The sequence below is a fragment of the Methanoregula sp. genome (genome assembly GCF_003170075.1).
GTDB lineage: Archaea > Halobacteriota > Methanomicrobia > Methanomicrobiales > Methanospirillaceae > Methanoregula.
The window spans coordinates 25186-49030 of the sequence record NZ_PMZU01000061.1 but is presented as its reverse complement, the minus strand read 5'-3'; the positions used below and the strand labels follow the sequence as shown (position 1 = coordinate 49030).

28 protein-coding genes and 2 tRNA genes are annotated in these 23845 nt (G+C 57.5%); 28 read left to right on the top strand and 2 right to left on the bottom strand.

Features of this window, described 5'->3' with window-relative positions; genetic code table 11:
- Window positions 1-209: 209 nt before the first annotated feature.
- The 5 genes from QZN75_RS08025 (at window position 210) to QZN75_RS08005 (ending at window position 4347) form a co-directional block, all read left to right on the top strand.
- A complete protein-coding gene (locus QZN75_RS08025; protein WP_292427115.1) occupies window positions 210-776 on the top strand; it encodes a cyclic nucleotide-binding/CBS domain-containing protein in 567 nt (188 codons plus the stop codon).
- Window positions 773-1522 carry a CBS domain-containing protein gene (locus tag QZN75_RS08020; protein ID WP_292427112.1) on the top strand — a complete coding sequence of 250 codons (750 nt, stop codon included), beginning with the start codon at window positions 773-775 and terminating at the stop codon, window positions 1520-1522. Before QZN75_RS08025 ends, QZN75_RS08020 begins: the two co-directional genes overlap by 4 nt.
- A 298-nt stretch (window positions 1523-1820) precedes the next feature.
- On the top strand, window positions 1821-2714 hold the full coding sequence (locus tag QZN75_RS08015; RefSeq protein WP_292427163.1) for a CBS domain-containing protein: 894 nt from the start codon (window positions 1821-1823) through the stop codon (window positions 2712-2714).
- A 5-nt stretch (window positions 2715-2719) separates the two neighbouring features.
- Complete coding sequence (locus tag QZN75_RS08010; RefSeq protein WP_292427110.1) at window positions 2720-3574, top strand: CBS domain-containing protein; 855 nt, start codon at window positions 2720-2722, stop codon at window positions 3572-3574.
- Entirely contained in the window at window positions 3571-4347 is a 777-nt protein-coding gene (locus QZN75_RS08005) for an HPP family protein (protein ID WP_292427108.1), read from the top strand. Before QZN75_RS08010 ends, QZN75_RS08005 begins: the two co-directional genes overlap by 4 nt.
- 89 nt (window positions 4348-4436) lie before the next feature.
- Here QZN75_RS08005 and QZN75_RS08000 read toward each other — a convergent pair whose 3' ends face one another.
- Together QZN75_RS08000 and QZN75_RS07995 are read right to left on the bottom strand one after the other, a co-directional pair.
- Complete coding sequence (locus tag QZN75_RS08000) at window positions 4437-5210, bottom strand: sulfite exporter TauE/SafE family protein (protein WP_292427105.1); 774 nt, start codon at window positions 5208-5210, stop codon at window positions 4437-4439.
- A gap of 50 nt (window positions 5211-5260) precedes the next feature.
- The gene (locus QZN75_RS07995; protein ID WP_292427103.1) at window positions 5261-5827 is read right to left on the bottom strand and encodes a cysteine hydrolase family protein; all 567 of its coding nucleotides are present in this window, start codon (window positions 5825-5827) and stop codon (window positions 5261-5263) included.
- Window positions 5828-6506: 679 nt separating this feature from the next.
- Between QZN75_RS07995 and QZN75_RS07990 the strand changes: the two genes are divergently transcribed.
- From QZN75_RS07990 to QZN75_RS07880, 23 genes are all read left to right on the top strand, one after another.
- Window positions 6507-6591: transfer RNA gene (locus QZN75_RS07990), tRNA-Ser, on the top strand.
- Between the two features lie 35 nt (window positions 6592-6626).
- Window positions 6627-7088, top strand: a complete 462-nt coding sequence (locus QZN75_RS07985) for a 30S ribosomal protein S13 (RefSeq protein WP_292427099.1) — start codon at window positions 6627-6629, stop codon at window positions 7086-7088.
- Between the two features lie 3 nt (window positions 7089-7091).
- Complete coding sequence (locus QZN75_RS07980; protein ID WP_292427096.1) at window positions 7092-7655, top strand: 30S ribosomal protein S4; 564 nt, start codon at window positions 7092-7094, stop codon at window positions 7653-7655.
- Between the two features lies 1 nt (window position 7656).
- Window positions 7657-8055: a 30S ribosomal protein S11 gene (locus tag QZN75_RS07975; RefSeq protein WP_292427094.1), complete on the top strand. Its 399-nt coding sequence runs from the start codon at window positions 7657-7659 to the stop codon at window positions 8053-8055.
- Window positions 8055-8885, top strand: a complete 831-nt coding sequence (locus QZN75_RS07970; protein WP_292427091.1) for a DNA-directed RNA polymerase subunit D — start codon at window positions 8055-8057, stop codon at window positions 8883-8885. Before QZN75_RS07975 ends, QZN75_RS07970 begins: the two co-directional genes overlap by 1 nt.
- The gene (locus QZN75_RS07965) at window positions 8882-9247 is read left to right on the top strand and encodes a 50S ribosomal protein L18e (protein WP_292427088.1); all 366 of its coding nucleotides are present in this window, start codon (window positions 8882-8884) and stop codon (window positions 9245-9247) included. Before QZN75_RS07970 ends, QZN75_RS07965 begins: the two co-directional genes overlap by 4 nt.
- Window positions 9248-9254: 7 nt before the next feature.
- Window positions 9255-9683, top strand: a complete 429-nt coding sequence (locus QZN75_RS07960) for a 50S ribosomal protein L13 (protein WP_292427086.1) — start codon at window positions 9255-9257, stop codon at window positions 9681-9683.
- A 10-nt stretch (window positions 9684-9693) separates the two neighbouring features.
- Window positions 9694-10095, top strand: a complete 402-nt coding sequence (locus tag QZN75_RS07955; RefSeq protein ID WP_292427082.1) for a 30S ribosomal protein S9 — start codon at window positions 9694-9696, stop codon at window positions 10093-10095.
- 29 nt (window positions 10096-10124) lie between these two features.
- Window positions 10125-10313, top strand: a complete 189-nt coding sequence (locus QZN75_RS07950; protein ID WP_292427079.1) for a DNA-directed RNA polymerase subunit N — start codon at window positions 10125-10127, stop codon at window positions 10311-10313.
- A 9-nt stretch (window positions 10314-10322) separates the two neighbouring features.
- Window positions 10323-10397 (top strand) — tRNA-Pro (locus QZN75_RS07945).
- A 41-nt stretch (window positions 10398-10438) separates the two neighbouring features.
- On the top strand, window positions 10439-10612 hold the full coding sequence (locus tag QZN75_RS07940) for a DNA-directed RNA polymerase subunit K (RefSeq protein ID WP_292427076.1): 174 nt from the start codon (window positions 10439-10441) through the stop codon (window positions 10610-10612).
- A gap of 13 nt (window positions 10613-10625) precedes the next feature.
- Window positions 10626-11813: a phosphopyruvate hydratase gene (gene eno / locus QZN75_RS07935; protein WP_292427073.1), complete on the top strand. Its 1188-nt coding sequence runs from the start codon at window positions 10626-10628 to the stop codon at window positions 11811-11813.
- The gene (gene rpsB / locus QZN75_RS07930) at window positions 11810-12421 is read left to right on the top strand and encodes a 30S ribosomal protein S2 (protein ID WP_292427071.1); all 612 of its coding nucleotides are present in this window, start codon (window positions 11810-11812) and stop codon (window positions 12419-12421) included. Before eno ends, rpsB begins: the two co-directional genes overlap by 4 nt.
- A gap of 69 nt (window positions 12422-12490) precedes the next feature.
- Window positions 12491-13282: an AmmeMemoRadiSam system protein B gene (gene amrB / locus QZN75_RS07925; RefSeq protein WP_292427070.1), complete on the top strand. Its 792-nt coding sequence runs from the start codon at window positions 12491-12493 to the stop codon at window positions 13280-13282.
- 1 nt (window position 13283) lies between these two features.
- Entirely contained in the window at window positions 13284-14153 is an 870-nt protein-coding gene (gene mvk, locus QZN75_RS07920) for a mevalonate kinase (protein ID WP_292427068.1), read from the top strand.
- Window positions 14146-14901, top strand: coding sequence for an isopentenyl phosphate kinase (locus tag QZN75_RS07915; RefSeq protein WP_292427064.1), 756 nt, complete (start codon window positions 14146-14148; stop codon window positions 14899-14901). Before mvk ends, QZN75_RS07915 begins: the two co-directional genes overlap by 8 nt.
- A 5-nt stretch (window positions 14902-14906) precedes the next feature.
- A complete protein-coding gene (fni, locus tag QZN75_RS07910) occupies window positions 14907-16004 on the top strand; it encodes a type 2 isopentenyl-diphosphate Delta-isomerase (protein ID WP_292427061.1) in 1098 nt (365 codons plus the stop codon).
- 81 nt (window positions 16005-16085) lie between these two features.
- The gene (locus tag QZN75_RS07905; protein ID WP_292427057.1) at window positions 16086-17423 is read left to right on the top strand and encodes an RNase J family beta-CASP ribonuclease; all 1338 of its coding nucleotides are present in this window, start codon (window positions 16086-16088) and stop codon (window positions 17421-17423) included.
- Between the two features lie 13 nt (window positions 17424-17436).
- Complete coding sequence (locus tag QZN75_RS07900; RefSeq protein ID WP_292427054.1) at window positions 17437-18402, top strand: polyprenyl synthetase family protein; 966 nt, start codon at window positions 17437-17439, stop codon at window positions 18400-18402.
- Window position 18403: 1 nt separating this feature from the next.
- The gene (locus QZN75_RS07895; protein WP_292427052.1) at window positions 18404-20095 is read left to right on the top strand and encodes a glutamate--tRNA ligase; all 1692 of its coding nucleotides are present in this window, start codon (window positions 18404-18406) and stop codon (window positions 20093-20095) included.
- Window positions 20096-20187: 92 nt separating this feature from the next.
- The gene (locus QZN75_RS07890; RefSeq protein WP_292427049.1) at window positions 20188-20724 is read left to right on the top strand and encodes a GNAT family N-acetyltransferase; all 537 of its coding nucleotides are present in this window, start codon (window positions 20188-20190) and stop codon (window positions 20722-20724) included.
- Window positions 20725-20794: 70 nt separating this feature from the next.
- Window positions 20795-22048, top strand: a complete 1254-nt coding sequence (locus QZN75_RS07885; protein WP_292427046.1) for a DNA methyltransferase — start codon at window positions 20795-20797, stop codon at window positions 22046-22048.
- A 126-nt stretch (window positions 22049-22174) separates the two neighbouring features.
- Window positions 22175-23830, top strand: a complete 1656-nt coding sequence (locus QZN75_RS07880; RefSeq protein ID WP_292427043.1) for an AarF/ABC1/UbiB kinase family protein — start codon at window positions 22175-22177, stop codon at window positions 23828-23830.
- Window positions 23831-23845 lie beyond the last annotated feature (15 nt).

Sequence of the window (23845 nt, the reverse complement as noted above, 5' to 3'; positions counted from 1 at the left end):
ATTCACCATCAATCGTTAGTAATGTTTAGAGACGGTTCTTTATTATGTTTCTTGTACCGCCCGTCTGGGTGCTCCCATGATATTCTTCCGGGATATTTTTCCTATTACCCGGCCGCATCGGTTTTCGCCGCAGCCAAATTGTATTTATACAAAGGGTGGAAAGGATGCTAATTGTAATCATCAGCCAGGCACTTTTTAGGAGGTGACTCATGAAAAAGACAACTAACACGATCCGGTTTGAGACCCGTGTCCCGTTGAGCGAAGTGATGAAACGCAACCCGACCATGATCAGCATGGAGGCAAATGTCGCAAAGGCAGCAAAAGCCATGTGCTGTGAAGAAGTCGGGAGCGTCATCATCCTCCAGAGGAACAAGCCCATCGGCATTGTTACCGAGGAGGATATCAACTGCAAGGTGGTGGCAAAAGATCTCAAGCCAAGTACAGTTCAGGTAAGTACAATCATGAGTACGCCACTCATTACGGTGAGTGCGGACAAGACGGTAATCGACGCAGCCCAGATGATGGTCAAGCATAAGGTCCGGAGACTTCCCGTGGTCGACAAGAGCGGCAAGGTCATTGGTATTGTGACCGTCCGGGATCTCCTGACCGTATCAAACGAACAAAACGAGATCCTCACCGATCTCATCGAGATCAACCGGGAGGAGCATATCGAGGTGGGCGTGTGCAGTCGATGCAGTCAGATGTCTGATGATCTTAAGCGTGTGGACAGCCTCCTGCTCTGCCCCCGCTGCCGTGAGGAGGACACCCTTACATGAAAACAGCACGGGATTTCATGCTCGAGATTCCTGTGCTCAACTGTCATGACGGGATAACAAAAGCACGGCAGATCTTACGAGATGACCGGTTCCGCGAAGTCTACGTTACCGGCACCAGAAAGGATCTGCTGGGATATGTCGATATCACGGATGCCCTGCGGGTGACCGCCACGAAATCGAACGTGACCGTCGAAGGGTTCGTGAAGGATGCGGCATGCGCCGGCCCGGAAGCCTCCATTGAGAGCGTGGCAAAGGCCATGCGGGAGTTCCGGACCGACAGCGCCGCGATCATCGATCCCGGCCGCCATATCCTTGGCGGGGTGCTTCTCTCCGACCTGTTCCCGGTCATCATCTCGCGGAACGAACTTTCGGGCCGGGTCAGCACCCACATGTCAAAGCAGATCACGACCGTAAAGCCGGCGGACACGCTCCAGCAGGTTTACATGAAGATCGTGGAAAGTGGGTTTACGGCATTCCCGGTCATCAAAAAGAAGCGGCTTGTCGGCCTGATCTCCCGCCGCGACCTGATCCGGTCGGGCGGGGTGCGGTCGGCGATTGCCCAGAGCAGTACCATGACGGTTGAGGATGTGATGGCACAGGAGGTCGTTACGATCTCGGGGGGGGCGCCGCTGTCCGATGCGGCCCGGCTCATGGTTGACAACGATGTAAGCCGGCTTCCTGTCCTTGACGGTCTGACCCTTGTTGGAATCCTCGACAGGCACGATGTCCTTGTCGGGCTCGCGTAATACATGCGATATTCCCGGATAAGGAGATAACGATGCAACCGGGATCGGCACGTGACGAAGGCACGATACAAAAATCACGAAAAGGCACGATGCACAAGAAACCATTTGGACAACCAATCCCAGAATCAAACGGGCCGGAAACGAACAGGGTAAAAAAAGCCGGCCATGATGCAGCACCTGTATAATCCGTACGGATGACGGGTGCGGCACTGGGTCGGCGCAGACGACGAAAAAAAACGGAGGAACGTTGACGCACCAGAACGGGCGGGCCACCAAGCAGGGTGACCGGCTCTTAAAAATGCAGGGGAAATTCGATCGGGGCCCGGTCGAGTTCAAATCCCATATCGTACAGAAAGAGGGGGAGGTTCTGGCATTCGCGACACGGGACGTCATTTCCGTGCCGCCCACCCAGAGCATCATCAGTGCGGTGGCCACGATGACGGAATGTGGGTTCCGCCGGCTGCCGGTTACCGATGCCGGTACAAAGAAACTTCAGGGAATCGTTACCTCAGGCGATGTGATCAACTTCATGGGCGGGGGTGACAAGTACCAGCTGGTCAGGATCCGGCACCAGGGGAACCTTTCCGCAGCGGTCAACGAAAGCGTTCGCACGATCATGACCGCGAAACCCGAGACACTCCCTTGCGATGCCCATATCATTGATGCACTGAAAATTATCGTGGGTAAAAAGATCGGGGGGCTCCCGATTGTGGACGATAATGGTGTGCTCGCCGGTATCGTGACCGAGCGGGACGTGCTCAGGATGCTTGCAGCAGAGCACAGCCCGCTCTTTGTCGAGAACGTAATGAGTTCCTCCCTGCAGGTGACTGCTCCCGACAGTCCAATCGCGGTCGCGACACGGGACATGACAAAGTTCCGGTTCCGCCGGTTGCCCGTCGTAAGTAACGACGTGCTCTTTGGCATCATCACCGCGACTGACATCATGCGGTACCTGGGAAGCAGGGAGGTATTTGCCCGCCTCACCACCGGAAACATCGCAGAGGTCATGGCCCTCCCGGTGCGGACACTCATGGCCGGTGGCCTGTTCACCACCACCCCCGGGACACCGGTTAACGAGGCTGCACGGGAGATGCTGAAGAAAAATATCGGGGCACTGCCGGTCATCGAGAACTCTCACCTTGTCGGTCTTGTAACAGAATTCGACCTCGTGCGTGCGTTTTCAGAGGAGTAACTGTTATGTCAGCCAGTTTCCTTACCGCACGCGACGTGATGAGTACGCCGGTCTTTGCCGTTACCCCCGGGGACACCGTGGCCCATGCCCGGAACCTGATGGTGCGGCACGGGATTTCGAGGGTTCTTGTCATAGATGCGAAAAAACTCACCGGGATACTCACGAAAAAAGATATCGGGTACCACCTGCAGCAGCAGGGAGCGGCGTGGCGGAGGCGCCCGCCCGATCAGATCCCGGTATCCGAATATGCGACACCCGGCCCGGTGGTCGTCGCGCCTGAAACCCTGCTTCGGACTATCGCCGGGATCTTCCTCGCAAAAAACATCGGCTGCGTGCCAGTGGTGGATCACGGCACAGTTGCCGGTATCGTCACGAGAACCGATCTGATGAAGTCCGCCCTGGCCGCGAGCCTCAAAGGCACGGTCCATGACGTGATGGAGGATGCAGTGACAGTCAACCGCTGGCACTCGCTCGCCCACGTGATCACACTCATGAAGGAGCGGGACGAGAAACTGGTGGTGATCAATAACGATGGATCTATGGCCGGTATCATCACGGAGACCAACCTGGCGTTCCATGATGAAGACCGGAAACGATCCGGGGTGATACAGGAAGACGTACCTCTCAGAAGACATGAAAATACCAGTATCGGGAGCGGATCGGATTCTCCGGAGAATGTCCCGGTGACCGCAGGTGACGTGATGACCAGCCCGGTGATCACTGTTGCCCCGGAAAGATCGCTCCCGTATGCAGTCGGACTCATGCAAAAAGAACAGGTCAACAACCTGGTTGTCGTCGAAAACGACACCATCGTGGGGATAATAAGACGTGATGATATCCTAAAGGAAGTGGCGAAATGACAAAAGAACTGTTTGTTAAAGATATCATGGCAAAACCAACGACTATATCCAAATCGGCAAAGATTACCGAGGCGCTCGATAAGATGCTTGATGAGGGAATCGATCCCCTCATCGCGCTCAACAATGCGTCGGTTGTCGGCACGGTATCCCGGCAGGCCATCGCGGAGAAACTGGGCAGCAAGCAGAATACCGCCCTTGCACCGACCGCCATCCACGTGGCAAGCGTCGTCGAGGAGGATTTCACGAGTGTCTATCCCGACGAGAGCACGAACGTGCTCGTCCCCCTGCTCCAGCGGTATAAACTGGTGGTCGTGTACGACAGCGACCACAATCTCATCGGGCAGGTGACGGCGATTGACCTGTTAAAGAAGTACCCGCACGAGGGCAGCATCAACGGAGCGATGGAACGGGCGGTCACCATCGAAGCGGATGAGCGTGTCGTCCACCTCCGGCGCCGGATGCTGGACGATGCGATCTCCCGGTTTGTCGTGACCACCAACGACAAGATCACCGGCATCGTGACCGAGACTGACGTGGCGGTTGCGATGCGGAAGTTCCGGGAGACAGTAAAAGACCAGCACCAGGATCACCGGATCCGCAACCTGCTCGTCAGGGATATCATGAGCGCTCCGCTGATCTCGCTTGAGCTCGGCACGGATTACCAGGAAGTGGTCGACCTGATGGTTGCAAAGAATATCAGCACGGTGCCGATCACCGACAAGGGAAAACTGGCCGGCCTTGTGACCCGCCGGTCGCTTGTCCACGCCCTTTAAACGGCCAGCCCGGAAAAATCCCTTTTTGGCGTACGAGAGAGAAGAACGGGTCCTTTGTATCCCCCGGTGCCCTCTTCCCTGCGTGGGGATCAGATGAACAACCGGATCAGGAAGTACAGCCCGATCGTAATTCCGATGGCGACAATGGTCCACCGGAGTCGGCCCGGATCGATCCTGCTGACAATGCGCCCACCGATCGCTCCCCCAATTAATGCGCTCGCCGCCATCACCAGCGCGAAGGGCCACAGGACGAGTCCTGAGAAGAGGAAGAATACCGCTGCCGCGACATTGGCGCCAAGCGATATGCACTGCTTGAGCGCATTGAGCCGGGTTAAGGAGTCGTCAAAGAAGAGCCCGAGCACGGCAAGGACGATCACGGAAAGCCCCGGCCCGAAATACCCCCCGTAGACGGCAGACAGGCCGACCGGAAGGGCCGCGATCCTGCTCCTCCTGTCATCGGCCCCGTCAGGTCCGGTGTGCCGGCGGATCCAGTCCCGGATCCGGTCCTGGACTGCCAGCAGGACGGCGGCAAGCAGGATTAATACGGGGACGAGAAGGTGGAAGACCTGTTCGCTGATGCACAGCAGCAGGATGCCCCCGACAATACCGCCGATGATACCGGCCGGGACAAGCAGCAGCAGGCGTTTTTTCTGTCCCGCAAGATCTTTTTTCTGGGCGAGCGCACCGCCGAGATAGCCCGGGCAGAGCGCCACGGTATTGGTAATATTTGCAGCGACCTCGGGCACCCCGAGCGCCACGAGGGCAGGAAACGAGATAAGGGTTCCCCCACCGGCAAGGGCGTTTACCATCCCTGCGGCAGCAGCGGCAAGTCCTGCAAGTGCAAGTTCCGATCCGGGCAGCATGCTTTTAGAGTCCTGTGTGATTTCCTGCGGTGTACCCCGGCAGATATGTGTTATTGCTGCAGCGTGATGAATGCCTGTGCAGTCATGATCTGGACCCCGATGTTTGCCATGTCGCGGACGTTTGCCCGGTGAATCTCATCCGATTGTGCGCCGGTCGCATCGTCCACAAGGATCACCGGGTAGTTGTACGCGATGGCGTCAAAGACCGTGGTGCGGATGCAGTTGGGGGTCTGGACCCCGGTGACGACAAGCTCCGTGATGCCCAAGCTCCGGAGCATGAGATCGAGTTCGGTGCCGATAAACGCACTCATCCGGGTCTTTTCGATCACGTACTCCCCCGGAAGCGGTGCAAGTTTTTCGATCTCTTGTGCGCCCGGTGTGCCCTCAACGGCAAACGGGTGCTGAAAAAAGAGAACCCTGCGGGTGATCTCGACGTCAGCCCCGTCCCTGCGGTGGATCCGCAGGATATGGAAAACCGGGAGGTTCTTTTCCCGGAAGTACCCGAGAACGTCCTGGATTTTCGGGATGACAGCCCGTGCCTGGGCCACGCTGAGCCGGGCCCCTTCACGGACAAAATCGTTCTGCATATCGATGATCAGCAGTGCGGGATGTTCCATGGATGATCATCTAATACAGAAGGTGATGCGGTAATAAGGATTGTGTGCTGGCCGGGAACAGGGTGGATGCGGGGGGTCACATGTTGTACCCATGTGACCCCCCCAACCTCTATGAGGGGTACTTCCCCTCCCGGTAATGGTATTTTACTGTTAGAAAAATGTCAAATTCCGCATCCGGAACCGGGCCAGACACATGGAGGGTCGGAGGGGGTCGGGCTCCTTTTTTCGTGCGGATACGGGGTATGGAAGCGTGGCTGCAATGAAAAATTACGACGGAACCTGCTACGAATCCCCTGTTTTTTATAGAGTGGATGTACCTGTCCGACCCCCCCCTTACGCCGAAATGCAATCATGAAATTGCGACACATGTTCCATGAACCGGTGCCGAAAAAGGGAAGGTGGGGATCCGGGTACCCTGTGGGTTACTGCAATCAGGTCGTAACCCTTGCCCCCCGCACTCTAACATGATATAGTACAGAACCTATACTGAGAGTGACAAGCTCCCGGGTTCGCACATATATAATATACAACCCAGGTCTCACACACCCCATCGCGATCAGGTCATGGGGGTTTCATCCCCCCAAACACTTATTACCCCAACCCTACCATAGTATAAAGCACCATTCATGGAGCAGCGGAATATCCGTTGCGAGTGTCTGAGAAGATGCGAGATTCCTCTGTTGAGGTAGCCAAGCTTGGTATGGCGCAGGTTTGCTAAACCTGTGTCCCCTTGGGACTCGAGGGTTCAAATCCCTCCCTCAGCGCTTCAAAGAGACAATCTCAAAATCGAGGGGATTGGATGGCACAGGAACAAGAAATAAAATACTTTGTACGGATTGGCACAACCGATCTGGACGGCACGAAGTCAGTGCGGGTAGCACTGACCGGCATCACTGGTGTCGGTAAGCATACCGCCATGGTTATATCTCGTATGGCCGAAGTTGACGAGTACGCAAAACTCGGCCTCATGGACGAGGTGTCCGTCAACCGGATTCGCGCCGCAGTTGAGAAATACTCCGGGAACATCCCGATGTGGATGGCAAACCGGCCAAAAGACCTCTACACCGGCGAGACTAAGCACCTTGTTGGCGGGGACGTCGCGCTCGCCCGCGACGAAGACGTCAACACGATGCGGAAGATCCGCTGCTACAAGGGCATACGGCACGAAACCGGCCAGAAAGTCCGTGGGCAGCGCACCAAGTCAACCGGCAGGACCGGCATGACGGTCGGCGTCAAGAAGACCAAGGAAGGGAGCCAGTAAGCCATGGGATACCCAGGGAAGAATCACAAGTCCTACCAGACGCCCAAGCGCCCGTGGGAGAAGACCCGGATCGAGGAAGAGACCCGGCTTGTTATCGAATATGGCCTGCGCAACAAGCGCGAGGTCTGGAAGGCCCAGAGCCACTTAAGGAAGTACCGCAAGGCTGCCCGGGAACTGCTCGTTCTCATGTCCAACAGCGCCGATCAGGCGGTTTTTGACGCAAAAAAGACCGAACTCATCAGCCACATGCAGCGTATCGGCCTTCTCGGCCCCGATGCGGACATCGACAACGTGCTTGCGCTCAAGATTCAGGCACATCTCGAACGCCGGCTCCAGACCATTGTCTACAGGAAGGGACTCGCCCGCTCACCGAAGCAGGCACGCCAGCTCGTCACGCACGGTCATATCGCAATTGCCGGCCGGCGTGTCACCATCCCGGGATATCTTGTACACAGCAATGAGGAGCATGATATCGCCTACTATGGCAACTCTCCGTTCGTGGATGCCGCTCATGCAGAGCGCACCCGGATTACCAAGCCTGCCGGTGCAGGCTCAGGAGTGAATTAAGATGGCGGCAAACGACAAGGAAAAGTGGGGCATCGCACACATCTTTGCCTCCTTTAACAACACGATCATCACCGTCACTGATCTCTCCGGTGCCGAGACCATCACCAAGAGCAGCGGCGGCATGGTCGTCAAGCAGGACCGGAACGAGAGTTCCCCGTACGCGGCTATGCAGATGGCCGGAAACGTCGCCGCCATCGCCCGCGAAAAGGGTATCGTCGGTGTCCATGTGAAGGTACGTGCACCCGGCCAGGCCAAACAGCGCAGCCCCGGACCCGGTGCACAGGCAGCAATCCGTGCGCTCGCCCGGGCTGGCATGCGTATCGGACGGATCGAAGACGTCACACCTGTCCCGCACGACTCATGCCGTCCAAAGGGTGGCAGACGGGGAAGGAGAGTGTGATGGAGATCGAATTCGCGAGTCTGGACGACAACCTTGCACGATTCACGCTCTCAGGAGCGAAGCCCGGCTTTGCAAACGCGTTTCGGCGGGCAATGATCGGCGAGGTGCCGACCCTTGCCATTGAAGACGTGCGCATCTACGACAACACGAGCGCACTTTTCGACGAAATGCTGGCGCACCGCCTTGGGCTTATACCCATCAGGACCGATCTTTCCAGTTATTCGACTCATGAAACCTGTACGTGCGGAGGGGCAGGCTGCCCGTCCTGCACGTCAACCTACACGCTCAGCGTTGAGGGCCCCAAACTGGTCACCTCAAGCGACCTCATCCCGCAGGATCCCAAGGCTGCGCCCGTGTACGACAACATCCCCATCGTGAAACTCACGAAGGGACAGAAACTGGTTATCGAAGCGCGTGCCGTCCTCAACACGGGCAAAGTGCACGCAAAATGGCAGCCGACTCTCGTGTGCGGGTACAAGAACCACCCGGAAATCACGATCAGCACCACCTGCGACGCGTGCGGGAACTGCGTGGACGAATGCCCCCGCAGCATCCTTGCTGTAAAGGGTAAAAAGGTCGAGGTTATCGAGGGCAAGCTTCCCGACTGCTCCATGTGCAAGCTCTGTGAAAAGGCCTGCATTGCGAGCGGCATCGGGGACGAGCCCGCGATCAAGATTACCGCCGCGCCCGACCGGTATATTTTTGTGGTCGAGGGAGACGGGTCGCTACCGACAAAAGAGATCATGGTCCAGGCGCTTTCCGTTATAAAAGAGCGGGCAAACGAGCTGGAGAGACAGACAAGCGAGATTTCAGGGGAGGAAAAGAAATGACACGACAAGTGGAGAAGACGAACCCCCGTCTTACCAACCTCATTTTACTCTTAAAGAACACATCACGAGAGAATGAGGCAAAGATCTGGCGCGAAATTGCAGGCAGGCTGGAGACCCCCAACCGGAACTACGCTGAGGTCAACCTGTCCAAGATCAACCGCTACGCCCAGAACGGCGAGACAATTCTCGTCCCGGGAAAGGTACTGGGCAGCGGTATGCTGGAGCAGTCCGTGAAGATTGCAGCGCTGAATTTTTCCGAATCAGCAACGTGCAAGATCAGGGACGCAAACGGGCAGTGCATGACTATCGAGCAACTGTTAAAGGACAACCCCAAGGGAAGCGGTGTCCGGATCCTGAGGTGAACATAACATGGTTACCGTAATCAACGGAGACGGGCTCATCCTTGGCAGGCTTGCAAGCATTACAGCCCGGCGTGCCATTGCCGGTGAAGAGATCGCGATCGTGAACGTCGAAAAGACCATTATCTCCGGCAGCCGAGCACGTGTTCTTGCCAACTACTTCCACAAGCGCGTCCGCGGCGCCTCCGGCGACCGCTGGGGACCGTTCGTCCCGCGCCGGCCGGACCATCTCATGAAGCGGACCATCCGTGGCATGCTCCCCTACAAGCGCCCCCGTGGCGTCGATGCGATGAAGCGTATCAAATGCTACGTCGGTGTCCCGGTGGAGTTTGTCGGCGCAACGATGGAAGTCCCCGAGGAAGTCCACATGGATCGGCTCAACAACCCGCAGTTTGTCACGCTTGCAGCGGTCTGCACGGCCCTCGGAGCCAAGTTCTAAGGTGGTCACTATGGCAAAGATCATAAACACAAGCGGAAAACGCAAGACGGCGATCGCACGGGCGACCATAAAGGCCGGGAAAGGCGTGATCCGGGTCAACTCCGTGCCGTTAGAGAAGTACGGCACCGAGACAACCCGGATGAAGATCGCCGAACCGCTCCTCCTTGTCCCCAGCGCGACGAGTGAAATTGACGTGACCATCGACGTCTCCGGCGGCGGGGTCATGGGACAGGCAGAGGCAGTGCGCACCGCGCTCGCCAGAGGGATCCTTGAGTGGACAAACGATCCCGCGATCAAGGATGTCTACCTGGCGTACGACAGGACGCTTCTTGTCAACGATTCCCGTCAGAAAGAAGCCAAGAAGCCCCACGGCCGTGGCGCACGCAAGAAGTTCCAAAAGTCTTATCGTTAAACCAAAAGATATATGAGAGGTCGAAAATCTTGATACCAGTACGATGTTTCACCTGTGGAAAACCAATTTCCACAGCGTGGGAAGAATTTAAGGCGCGTCGGGAGAAAGGCGAGGATCCTAAAAAGATCCTCGACGATCTCGGTATCACCAGATACTGCTGCCGGCGTATGCTTCTGACTCATAAAGAGATCATTGATGAGCTCAACCCGTACCAGTAATATGACCGAGGGGTCGTGGGGTAGCCTGGTCTATCCTATTGCGTTCGGGACGCAGTGACCTGAGTTCGAATCTCAGCGACCCCATTTTCCAATTGTACGCAATGGAACAATTTTCGAGGACAGGAATGCAGACGCAGGTTTACACCCGGTATGAACGGGCGAGGATTATTGGAGCAAGGGCTCTGCAGATATCAATGGGTGCTCCCTTACTTATCACTACTTCCCGAATCGATCCCCTTGAGATCGCAATCGAGGAATTCAACGCGAACATTATCCCCATTACCGTAAAGAGAAAATGAGAGGAACGGCTTTATGACGATCATTGAGGCAATCGAGCTGCGGACGATCCTTGACAGCCGGGGAAACCCGACTGTTGAAGCCGAGATCTCCACGGCAGGCGGTTTTGGCCGGGCAGCAGCCCCGAGCGGTGCAAGCACCGGTGCGGCGGAAGCAAAAGTCCTGCCCCCCAGAAAGGCAATAGACAACGCCATCCAGAACCTGATCCCTGCCCTTATCGGCATGGACTCGGCCGACCAGGAATGTTTTGACGACCAGCTCCGGGATATTGACGGAACGGCCGATTTCTCCGGGATCGGTGCAAACGTGGCAGTCGCACTCTCCCTTGCAAATGCAAAGGCCGCCGCATCGGCGCTGGGGCTTCCGCTCTTCCGCTACCTTGGCGGGGCGTTTGCGAGTGAGATGCCCTTCCCGCTCGGTAACGTTATCGGCGGCGGTGCGCACGCGGCAAACGCGACCGAGATCCAGGAATTCCTGATTGTCCCGGGAGGCGCAGCGGATGTCGAGGAGGCAGTCTTTGCGAATGCCGCCGTCCACAAAAATGTCAAGGATCTCCTGAAGAAAAAGGGAATTGCCGCCGGCAAGGGTGATGAGGGTGCATGGGCACCGCAGATTGACGATGCCCTCGCATTTGAGCTCATTGCTGAGGCAACCGGACGTGTGGCCGACGAGATGAATGTCTCGGTCGATATGGGTATCGACGTTGCGTCGAGCCAGATGTGGACGGGAGAAGGGTACAAGTACCGCGACCGTGTCCGCTCGACCGAGGACCAGATCGCGTATATCACCGAACTCGTCGACAAATACAACCTTGTCTATGTCGAGGATCCACTCCACGAGAACGACTTCGATGCGTTTGCAGAACTCAACCACCAGATCGGTGACCGGTGCCTGCTGTGCGGGGACGACCTCTTTGTTACCCAGGTCGACCGCATCGAAAAGGGCATCGAGACCGGCTCTGCAAACTGCGTCCTCATCAAGCCAAACCAGGTCGGGACACTGACCGACACCTTCGAGGCGGTCCGCCTCGCTCACGCCCATGGTCTGGACACGGTGATGAGTCACCGGTCCGGCGAGACCACGGATACCACCATTGCACACCTCGCCACCGCGTTTTCCTGCGTATTCTTAAAATGCGGAGTGGTAGGCGGCGAACGCATTGCCAAATTAAACGAACTCATTCGCATAGAGGAACAACTATGACCCCAGTAAACGAGATGGAAATCGAATTAAAGGAACCGCTCGTCCCCGTTGAGGAGTACCTGGCAGCCGGTATCCACATCGGCACCCAGCAGAAAAGCGAGGACATGAAGAAGTTCATCTACCGCGTCCGCGGTGACGGGCTCTATATCCTTGATATCCGCGAGACCGACGCCCGGATCAAGACCGTTGCAAAATTCTTAAACCAGTACGAGGCACCCGATGTCCTTATCGTCACCTCCCGGCAGTACGGCCAGTACCCGGCAAAGAAGTTTGCCGACACTATCGGCGCGATGTCCGCGACCGGCCGGTTCATCCCGGGCCTCTTAACAAACCCTGTCCTTGACGGCTATATCGAGCCGAAGGTCATTGTCGTGACCGACCCGATCGGGGACGCACAGGTCATCAACGAGGCCGTCCAGTGCGGTATCCCGGTTGTCGCGCTCTGCGACACGAACAACATGACCAAGTTCGTCGATCTCGTGATCCCGACAAACAACAAGGGCCGGAAAGCGCTCTCGATGATATACTTCCTCCTGACCCGTGAGATGCTCCACCTGCGTGGAATCTCGACGGCTCTTACCCTGGAAGATTTCGAATCCGAGATCTGATGCGATACCCTTCGATCCCCTTTTTGGATCGATCGTTAAATATAACAGAACGACCAGAGGGTTGATCCGATGAAGACGCGTTCATGCGCAGTTGCAGGGATGTTCTATCCGGAGGATCCCTCCCATCTCGGGCAGCTGCTGGAAAGCTTCTTTTCCAGAACCGTCCCTGGGGGGGGGAACTCCCTTGGGATTGTCTGTCCGCATGCCGGGTACGTCTACTCCGGGCAGGTCGCAGCCCACGCATTTTCCACCATTGCCCCTGATTTTTCCGGCACGTTTGTTGTGATTGGCCCATCCCATCACGGGTATCTCACGAGCGTATCCGCAATCCCGTGGGAGACCCCTCTTGGGATTGTCGATACAGATACGGAGTTTATCGGGGCGCTGGATATCGGGATCGATGAGCGCTCCCATGTGGATGAGCATTCGATCGAAGTGCAGATGCCGTTTATCAAGTACCGGTTCCCGAGATCAAGGGTCGTGCCCGTGATGATGGGGGAGCAGGATCCCGCTCATGCCGCGGCCGTCGCAGAAAAGATTGTCGCTGCACAGCGGCTGACGAAACGGGAGATCCGGATCGTCGCATCCAGTGATTTCTCGCACTACGTACCCGAGGCACAGGCAAAGGACGGCGATCTCTACGCGATCGATGCGCTTACAACGCTCGACGTGAAGGAATTCTACCGGCGGATCCGGGAGAAGCACGTCACAGCCTGCGGGTACGGCCCGATCAGCGCCATGGTCTCAGCATGCATGTGTATGGGTGCACGATCAGGGAGCCTGATTCGCTATGGGACCAGCGGCGATGTTTCGGGCGACCATAGTCAGGTCGTGGGGTACGCAGCCATTGCGGTGATGTAGGTTGGCAACGTGGAGTGCGCCGGGCAAGGTATTTCTGTTCGGCGAGCATGCAGTGGTGTACGGAAAGCCCGGCATCGCCATGGCAATCAAGCCCCGTGTCTTTGTGACGGTCAGGAAGACCCGGCGCCCCCAGCGGGCAAAATCCCCCTATATCGACGGGTGCTTTGACGCGATGGGCGTCATCGGGAGCGTGTACATCAACTCGCAGATCCCCAGTTCCTCGGGTCTCGGGTCATCTGCGGCGGTAACGGTCGCAACGCTGTCGGCCATAAACGACGAGTTCGCCGTCGGCAAAAGCCGGGAAGATATTGCAAACATGGCATTTGAGATCGAGAAAACGGTGCAAAAAGGGCGGGCGAGCCCAACGGATACCACGGTCTCCGCATTCGGGGGGATCGTGCTCATCACCGGCGGATCGCGCCGGCGTCTCCCTCCCCAGAGCATGCATCTGGTGATCGGCGACTCGATGGTCTCGCACAGCACGTCAAAGATGGTCGAGCAGGTTGCGGACCTCAAAAAGAGCAATCCGAAGATTGTCGACCCGATCCTGGACGCGATAGAGGGGGTGAGCCTTGCGGCCATCCACCACCTGAATAACCCGAAGGAACTGGGCAGGTACATGAACATGAACCACGCACTGCTTGATGCTCTGGGCGTCGGGCACCCGCAGCTCTCCCGGCTTGTGCTCGCTGCCCGTTCGGCCGGGGCGTTTGGTGCAAAGATCACGGGTGCCGGCGGGGGGGGCTGCATGGTGGCACTCTGCGCAAAGCCGATCCTGCACCGTGTCGCCCACGCGATCCAGGCCTGCGATGCAAGGGCGATTGTGACCGGTATTGATACCGAGGGAGTACGGAAGGAGAAGAATGTCTGACCGCGTCATTCTCAAGCTGGGCGGCAGCGTGATCACGGACAAGGGTACAGACTGCACCGTCAACCGGGCAGCGCTTGTCGGGATTGCAACGGCCATTGCCGGGGCACCCACAGATCAGATCGTCGTTGTCCACGGTGCCGGTTCCTGCGGGCATCCGGAAGCGCACCGATACCACCTTGACAAGGGTGCAGCGGCCGGCCAGACAGAAGGGATCTATGTCACCCACCGTGCCGTCAGCGCCTTAAACGAAGCGGTTGTCAGTACCCTGCGGGAAGCCGGCGTGCCGGCGCTGGGCGTCCACCCGCTCCATGTCGGAGTCGCCGACAACGGCAGGCTTGTCGCGTTCGAGAGCAGGCATCTCGAACAGATGCTCGGGCTCGGCATGGTTCCTGTGATCCATGGCGACGTGGTGATGGACCTTTCACGCGGAGCCTGCATCGTATCGGGCGACCAGCTCGTGCGGTATCTCGCGGTTGCACTGAAATGTACCCGCGTGGGACTCGCCACCGATGTACCGGGAGTGCTGGATGGGGGACGTGTTGTTCCGGAGATTACTCCGGAGACAGCGCATACACTCCAGATCGGCAACTCGTCACATACCGATGTAACCGGTGGAATGAAAGGGAAAATTGATGAACTGCTCGGGCTTGCCACGGCAGGTATCGGGGCAGATATATTTCAGGTCTCGCGTCTTGGGGATTTCCTTGCCGGAAACGACCATGGCGGGACAAAAGTAAGGGGAGAGTAAAGGGTATGGCCGATAAGAAACGGTTCACGTCATCGCGCAAGCTCGACCACCTGCGCATCTGCGCGGAAAAGGATGTCGAGTCCGGTGACACAGGGTTTGGTGATGTCAGGCTGGTCCATAATGCGCTGCCGGAATGCGACATGCGCACGATTGACCTGTCCACCCGCTTCCTCGGCCACACCCTCTCATCCCCCCTCTTTATCTCGGCAATGACCGGTGGTCATCCGGGAACAAAGGAAGTAAACGCCCGTCTTGCCCGGATCGCCGAACGATTTGGTCTGGGGATGGGCGTCGGCTCCCAGAGGGCTGCCCTTGAGAACCCTGAACTTGCGGATACGTTTTCGGTCGTCCGTGACGAGGCGCCTCACGCGTTTCTTGTTGCAAACCTCGGCGCCGTACAGCTCCGTGATCACGGGGTGGAGTGGGCCAAAGAGGCTGTCAGGATGATCGGGGCGGACGCGATTGCAATCCACCTCAATTTCCTGCAGGAGGCCATCCAGCCGGAGGGCGACCATAACGCGACCGGCTGCTTTGCTGCGATTGCCACGCTCTGTGCGGAGATAAAAACCCCGGTGATCGTAAAGGAGACCGGATGTGGGATCTCAAAAGAGGTCGCCCGCCAGTGCTGGGGAGCAGGCGCCCGGGCCATCGATATCGGTGGCTGGGGCGGCACCTCGTGGGCAGCAGTCGAGAGCGTCCGCGCCGACGAGAGCAGGAATGCACAGGACAAGCGTCTCAAAACACTTGGCGAGGACTTTGCCGGCTGGGGTATCCCCACGGCCGTGAGCCTTGCTGAAGTGGCAGGTACCGGAAGCCCGGTGATCGCATCGGGGGGCATCAGGAACGGCATTGACATCGCAAAGTGCCTTGCCCTCGGGGCCGATCTCTGCGGTATGGCGCTTCCGCTGTTAAAGCCGGCCCTTGAGAGCGACGAGGCGCTTGCCTGCAAGGTCGAGACGATCCACCGCGAACTGGTGGGTTCGATGTTCCTGTGCGGCGCTGCACGGGTATGCGATCTGCGCAGGGCCCGGCTCTTTATTACAGGGAAGACCCGGCAGATGATGGATGACGGGAATCCTCGCGTGATGCAGGACAAACCTTGACAGACCACGAAAAATGTGGAAAACAACAACAGGTTTTTCTAAAAAAATACCTGTACGACAACACCAAACAGGAGAAAAAACATGGATATAGAAATTATTGCAGTGGGCGGATATAACGAGGTCGGGCGAAATATGACCGCTGTCCGCTGCGGAAAAGAGATTGTCATTTTTGACATGGGACTCCGCCTGGATCAGATGATGATCCACGAGGATGCAGAACTCGAGAATATGCACTCCCTCGATCTGATCAAGATCGGGGCGATACCTGATGACACCATGATGAACTCGGTCGAGGGAACCGTAAAGGCGATCGTCTGCTCCCACGGGCACCTCGACCATATCGGGGCGATCCCGAAGCTCGCGCACCGGTACAATGCGCCGATCATCGCCGCGCCCTACGCGGCGGAACTGATCCGGCAGCAGATCTCGGGCGAGCAGAAGTTCGGGGTTAATAACAAGATCTTCGCGCTCAAACCCGGGCAGCGGTACACGATCTCGCAGCACCTGGTGCTCGAATTTGTCCGGACCCAGCACTCGATCATCGATACCGTGACGCCGGTGCTCCACACCCCGCATGGTGCAATCGTCTATGCCTGCGATTTCAAGCTCGACCGGACCCCGGTCATCGGCGAACCCCCGGACTTTGCCCGGTTCCGCCAGATCGGAAAGGAAGGCGTGCTCGCGCTTATCGTGGAGAGCACGTACATTGACCGGCCCGGCCGGTGCCCGAGCGAGCGGATCGCACGGGACCTTGTCCGGGACGTTATGACCAGTTACGAGGATGACAAGAGTGCCATTATGGTCTCGACGTTCTCGTCCCATATCGCCCGTGTCAAGACCATCGCGGAGTGTGCGCACGAGATCGGCCGTAAGCCGGTGCTTCTCGGCCGCTCGATGGAGAAGTACTCGGTTACCGCCGAGCAGATGAAACTCGTCTCGTTTCCCCAGGACACAAGTGTCTTTGGGAACCGGCGGACGGTCGACCGTACCCTGCGTCGGATAATGAAGGCGGGAAAAGAAAAGTTCCTCCCCATCATCACCGGTCACCAGGGAGAGCCGGGTTCCATCCTGACCCGGATGGCCCTCGGCGACACCCCGTACCAGCTTGCAAAGGGCGACAAGATGCTCTTCTCCGCAAACGTGATCCCCAACCCCATGAACTTCGGTCAGCGGTACATGGTCGAGGCGCACCTGAAAATGGCAGGCGCCCGGCTCTTTGAGGATCTCCACGTGAGCGGGCACGCGTTCCGCGAGGATCATTACGAGTTTGTCAGCCTCTTACATCCACAACACATTATCCCGGCCCACGGGAACGTCAAAATGACTGCCTCATACGCGGAGTTTGCCGGCGAGCTCGGGTACACGCTGGGTAATGACGTGCATCTCATGCAGAACGGCCAGCGGCTCAAATTAAATTAAACGAGGAATCACGATGTCGGAACTGTCACCGTACCTGAAATCGGTTGCGCACCAGATTGATGGCATGATCGACCGGTATTTCAACCACATGCCCGGGGAACTTAACGAGGCGTCTGCCCACCTGCTCAATGCCGGTGGGAAACGACTCCGGCCTGCGGTCGTCATGCTCGCGGCAGAATCGGTAAGACACGGGAGTTCCTCCGATGTTATGCCAGCGGCACTCGCGCTCGAAGTGACCCATACGTTCACCCTCATCCATGACGATATCATGGACGGCGACTCGCTGCGGCGCGGGGTTCCGACGGTTCATACGAAGTGGGATATGCCGACCGGCATCCTTGCCGGCGATGTCCTGTACGCCCGGGCGTTTGAGTTCATCTCGCAGGCAAAGGCCGGAGATGCAGCGAAGGTGCGGGCGACATCCCTGCTTGCCCGTGCCTGCGCCGACATCTGCGAAGGCCAGCACATGGATATGTCATTTGAGCACCGGACCGATGTGACCGAAGAGGAATACCTGCAGATGGTGGAGAAGAAGACCGGCGTGCTCTACGCGGCGGCAGCTGCGATCGGCGGCACTCTTGCAGGTGGGAATGAGCGGCAGGTGCAGGCGCTCTACCAGTTCGGGCTCAATACCGGCATCGCGTTCCAGATCCAGGACGATCTCATCGATCTCCTGACACCGGCCGACAAGAGCGGTAAGGACCAGGGTTCGGATCTTCGGGAAGGAAAGCAGACCCTGATTATGATCATGGCGCGCAAAAAAGGCGTCGATCTCCTGAAGTACCGGCGCAAACTTTCTCCTGCTGATATCAAAGCGGCAATACAGGAACTCACCGATGCGGGTGTCATCGATGAGGTGAAGAACAAGGCTCTGGGGCTGGTTGCGGACAGCAATCGGCTGCTCTCGGTCCTCCCGGCCACAAAGGAGCGCCAGCTCCTCATGGATGTCGGCGAATTTTTTGTGACACGGAGCTTCTAGGATGGCAGGGGACGACATTAAGTCAGCCCTGTTTTTGTGCGCACTCCAGAACGCGGTAAAGCATGGCGGGGTACCGCAGAGCGGGGCGGTTATTGGTATGGTGATGGGAGCGCACCCCGGGCTGCGCAAGCAGGCAAAGGAAGTCTCTGCTGCGGCAAAGGAAGCGATTGCCGATGTGGCGGCACTTTCCCCGGAGGAGCGGGTCGTAAAACTCCAGTCTCTTTCCCCGGAGATGTTTGCGGCGCTCCACGAGAAGCACGAGCACAAAAAGGTGCTCCCCGATCTCGAAGGAGCGGAGCACGGCGTGGTCATGCGGTTTGCACCGAATCCCTCGGGTCCTCTCCACATCGGGCACGCCCGGGCCGCAGCGCTCAACGATGCCTACGTGAAGCAGTACGGTGGGCGGTATATCCTCCGGATCGAGGACACTGATCCAAAACGGGTCGACCCTGACGCATACGAGATGGTAAAGGAGGATATCGAATGGTTGCGCCTCGGGATCACCGAGACCGTGACCCAGAGCGACCGGCTTCCTCTCTACTACGATCTCTGCAAACAGCTGATCGAACGTGGTGGGGCATACATCTGCACGTGCGAGAACGAGCACTTCAAGGCGCTCAAGGATGCGAAGAAAGCCTGCCCCTGCCGCGATCAGCCGGTAGAGACGGCACTGTCCCTCTGGGAGAAGATGCTTGACGGCGGCTTCGCGGAAGGCGAGGCCTCGGTTCGGGTCAAGACCGATCTCCTGCACCCCGACCCGGCGATGCGTGACTTCCCGATCTTCCGGATCCTCGATGCCCCCCCGCACCCGAAAGTCGAGGCACGCATCTACCCGCTCATGAACTTCTCGGTGGTGGCCGATGACCACCTTCTCGGTGTAACGCACGTGATCCGGGGCAAGGATCATATCGCCAATACCCGGCGCCAGCGGTATATCTATGACCATTTCGGCTGGAAGGTGCCGGTGTACCGGCACTACGGAAGGATGGGTATCGAGGGTGTTGTGCTCTCCACCTCCCAGATGCGTCTGGGGATAAATGAGGGGAAGTATACCGGCTGGGATGACATCCGTCTCGGGACGCTTCGGGCGCTTGCCCGCCGGGGGATCAGCCCCGATGCCGTGAAGAACGCGATGGTCGCGATCGGGATTGGCGACGTGGACATCTCGTTCTCGTGGGACAACCTCTATGCGGAGAACAAGAAATTGGTCGACCCGGTCGCAAACCGGTACTTCTTCGTGCCGGAACCTGTCACCGCGGTGGTTGAGGGAGCCCCGCGCCGCATGGCGCATGCGATGCTCCATCCCGGCGATCCGTCGAAAGGGAACCGGGAGCTTCCGTTTGAAGGGACAGTCGTGCTGCCAAAATCCGAGATTGTGCCGGATGCGGCGATGGTCCGCTTGAAGGATCTCTTCAACGTGAAGATTGCGTGGGCCGGTTCTTCACCTTCGTTCTCCTACGGTGGGGACTCACTTGCCGATGCCCGCACAGCAAAGGCGCACATCATCCAGTGGCTGCCGGCACGGCAGACCCTGCCCTGCACGCTCCTTACGATGGATGGGAAGATGCAGGGCGTGTGCGAACCTGCCGTGGCAAAAGAGCAGGGAAAAGTCGTGCAGTTCGAGCGGATCGGGTTTGTCCGGATCGATACGGTCAGCGAATCCGGCGTTCTTGCATATTTCACGCACACATAATTTTTTAAGGTAAGCCCGGGGCAAATCCATCCCGGTCTATGGCGGTATCTGTAATAGTCTCCTTCTTTTACTTCGGCATCCTATAGAACAGGATGGATTCTTTTTTTATCCGATCTGAAATTCCTGCTGATATTCCCGCAATTTTTGCTGTCAATCTTCAGGCATTCGGCGAGGACGGTGAAGCCCGGCTTGTCCGCGCCCTCAGAAATGATGGAGATTATATCCCCGGGCTCTCGCTCGTTGCCGTGTATGAAAACAAGATTATCGGGCATATACTCTTTGTCCCAATAACGATTGAATCCGATCATGCCCACGTACCTGCTATTGCTCTTGCACCGCTTTCCGTATGTCAGGAGCATCAATGCCAGGGTGTGGGTTCGAGCCTTGTTGAGGAAGGGCTCAGGGCCTGCCGCCAGCTGGGGCACCGGATTGTGATCGTGGTCGGGCACCCCACTTATTACCCCCGGTTCGGGTTCACCACTGCGCCGGCACTGGGGATCAACGCGCCGTTTCCCTGCAAAAATGAAGTGTTCATGGTATGTCCCCTTGTTCCCGGGGCGCTTGACGGTATCCATGGCACCGTCCGGTATCCCCCGGCGTTTGATGCGGAAGGGGCACACGCCGGTTAAGCGTTCTCGTCATTGTCGTAAAAATGCGGAAGAAAAGAGCATATTACCCGGCCTCTCCCAACATTTTAGTATGGAGGCGCCATTGATGACACCAGACCGGGACGGCAATAATCTCGACAGGTACCTGAAGACGTTTTCAGGACCGGCCGGTCAGGCAACTATTGTGGATACGGTAGAAAGTGGTACTGCCTCTCTGCCCAGATACATTAACGAGTTCTGGACGTCCCGCCAGCGTCAGGCATCGTCACTCCACGAGATCTCCTACCGCGCCTGCTTCAAGCCGCAGCTGCCCGGGTTTTTTATCGATCTCCTGACGCAGGCAGGCGATATCGTGTATGATCCGTTCAGCGGAAGGGGAACGACTGCGATTGAGGCCGGGCTTCGCGGCCGGCAGGTGATCGCAAACGACGCCAACCCGCTCTCCTGGATCCTCACCGAACCACGGTTCTTCCCGCCCACAGCGGAGGAGGCGGCCACACGGCTTGAGATCATCCCCCGGGACGGTGACCGGGCAGATCGCGATCTCTCCATGTTCTATTATCCCGACACCGAACGCGAGATCATCGCCCTGCGCCGGTACCTTTTAGGACGATGGGAAGACGGTACCTCCGATGCTGTTGATCGTTGGATCCGGATGGTGGCGACAAACCGGCTGACCGGGCATTCAAGCGGGTTTTTCTCGGTGTACACCCTTCCCCCTAACCAGGCAGTATCTCAGAAAAGCCAGGAACGGATCAACCGCAAACGCCACCAGGTACCGGAATACCGGGATACCCACCGGCTCATCATGCGCAAGACAAAGAGCTTACTTGCCGGCCTGTCCTCTGCTGAACGGGCAGACCTGAACCGCGCCGGCGCAGGTGCCCGTTTTTTCACCGGTGACGCACGGGCGACACCGGGGATTGAATCCAATACGGTGCGACTCACCGTGACTTCGCCGCCGTTTCTGGATATCGTCCAGTACCGGGAGGACAACTGGCTTCGGTGCTGGTTCTGTGGCCTTGACGGGGACGCCATCGGTCACACCATCACGATGGCGAGGACGATCGCGGAATGGGAGACGGTGATGGGTGCGGTATTCCGGGAACTGTTCCGGATCACCGCCCCCGGAGGCTGGGTTGCCTTTGAGGTGGGTGAGGTACGAAAAAAAACCGTCAGACTTGAAGAACATGTCGTCCCTCTCGGTCTTGCCGCCGGGTTTACCTGTGAGAGTATCATCATCAACCAGCAGGTCTTTTCGAAAACCTCCAACATATGGGGGATCGGAAATAACGAATCCGGCACCAACACGAACCGGATCGTAGTCTTTTCCAAGTCTGAATGAGAGTAACTCCCTCTTTTTTAATCTCCTTTGTCTCCTGCCGTTTTGCGGCTCAGATTTCCTTATCAGACGGGCCGACTTTGAGCAGAAAAAGCCAGTGTTAAGTATCCCCAGTGCCAAACTGTATCCATGGTCACCCGTATCGGGCGGTATGCGCAGATCATCGATATTTTGGGGAAGTACGGTTTTGGTATTGTACTGGAGCAGGCATTCCCGGGTAAGACCCGGTTCCGTCTTCCGGGTACAGAACAGGCGCCGGATCAGTCCACCGTGTACGAACGGGTGCGGCTTGCCCTCGAAGAACTCGGGCCCACGTTTGTTAAGTTCGGCCAGATCATGAGCACGAGGACGGAGATCTTCCCTCCCGAATTGATCGTGCAGCTCAAGAAACTTCAGGATCATGCAAAACCGCTGCCGTTCTCAGAAGTTCTCGGGGTGATCCAGCAGACCTGCCCGAAACTGGAAGACTGGTTCTGTGAGGTCGACGAGACTCCGGTCGCATCAGCATCAATCGGACAGGTCCACCGCGCAGTGCTCAAAGACGGGACGGTTGTCGCCCTCAAGGTCCAGCGCCCCGGCATCCCGGATCTCATTGAGAACGATCTTGCCATCCTCCAGTCCATGGCAGAGAGGATCGAGGCAGTCTTTCCCGAGAGCCGGATGTACAATCCGACTGGTCTCGTGCAGGACTTTGCCACCCAGATCCGAAAAGAACTGGACTTCACCCGCGACGGCAGGAACGCGGAACGGATGGCACGCAACTTCCAAAACGTGCCCGGCATTCATTTCCCGAAAATTTACTGGGAATATTCATCCCCCAATCTGCTCGTCATGGAATTTGTAAAAGGGGTCAGGATCGACAATGTCGAAGCGATCACCGCACAGGGATGTGACCCGCACGATATCGCGGTCCGGGGATTCTATGCGTACCTGAAGATGATCTTCGAGGACGGGTTTTTCCACGGAGATCCCCATCCGGGCAACCTTCTCGTTTCAGACATGGGGGATCTGGTCTTCCTTGACTTCGGTATCGTCGGATTATTGCGCCCGGAGAAAAAGCAGCTCTTCATCACCCTGCTCATCGCCCTGACAACCGATGATGTCGACATGATCCTCAAGGCACTTGAGGGCTTTGGCATAGTTGTCGCCGAGGAAAACCGTGAGGCGCTCAGGGACGACCTCTACATCATGCTGCATGATTTCGGCGGAGGGGACGAGATCATTCAGTTCAATTTCGGCCTCATGATCAACGAGCTCACGGAGGTGATGCGCCGGTACAGTCTCAAGGTGCCGATGAGCCTGATGCTCCTGTTGAAGACGCTCGTGATGGTACTGGATGATGCTGTCCGTCTCGACCCGAAGTTCAGCTTCGGCTCGGAGATCACTCCCTACCTGCGCAAACTCTCCGATTCGAGCATCCTCTCGGCCGGGTACGCAAAGAGGGCTTCAAACTCCCTGCTGGAGGCGGTCGACGCAGCGTTTGACCTGCCGCGCAATATCAATCTCATGTTAAAGCACGTCTCGACGGGGACAATCAGGTTGGGTATTGTCGAAAGTGATTTAAAAAAATTCGAGATGGCACTTGACCGGGCAAGCGACAAGATCATTGTGGGCCTCATTGTAGCCGCGCTCGTGGTCGGGTCGTCCCTGGTGCTACAGGCCTCGCCTGTCAGCATGCCAAAGGAAGTTATGTGGGTTGCCGTGCTCGGGTACACCGCTGCGGTGCTCTGCGGGTTCTATGCGATCTACCACGTCGTTTTCCTGAAAATGCGGCTCGAACGGTAAGCCCCGGGGTCGATT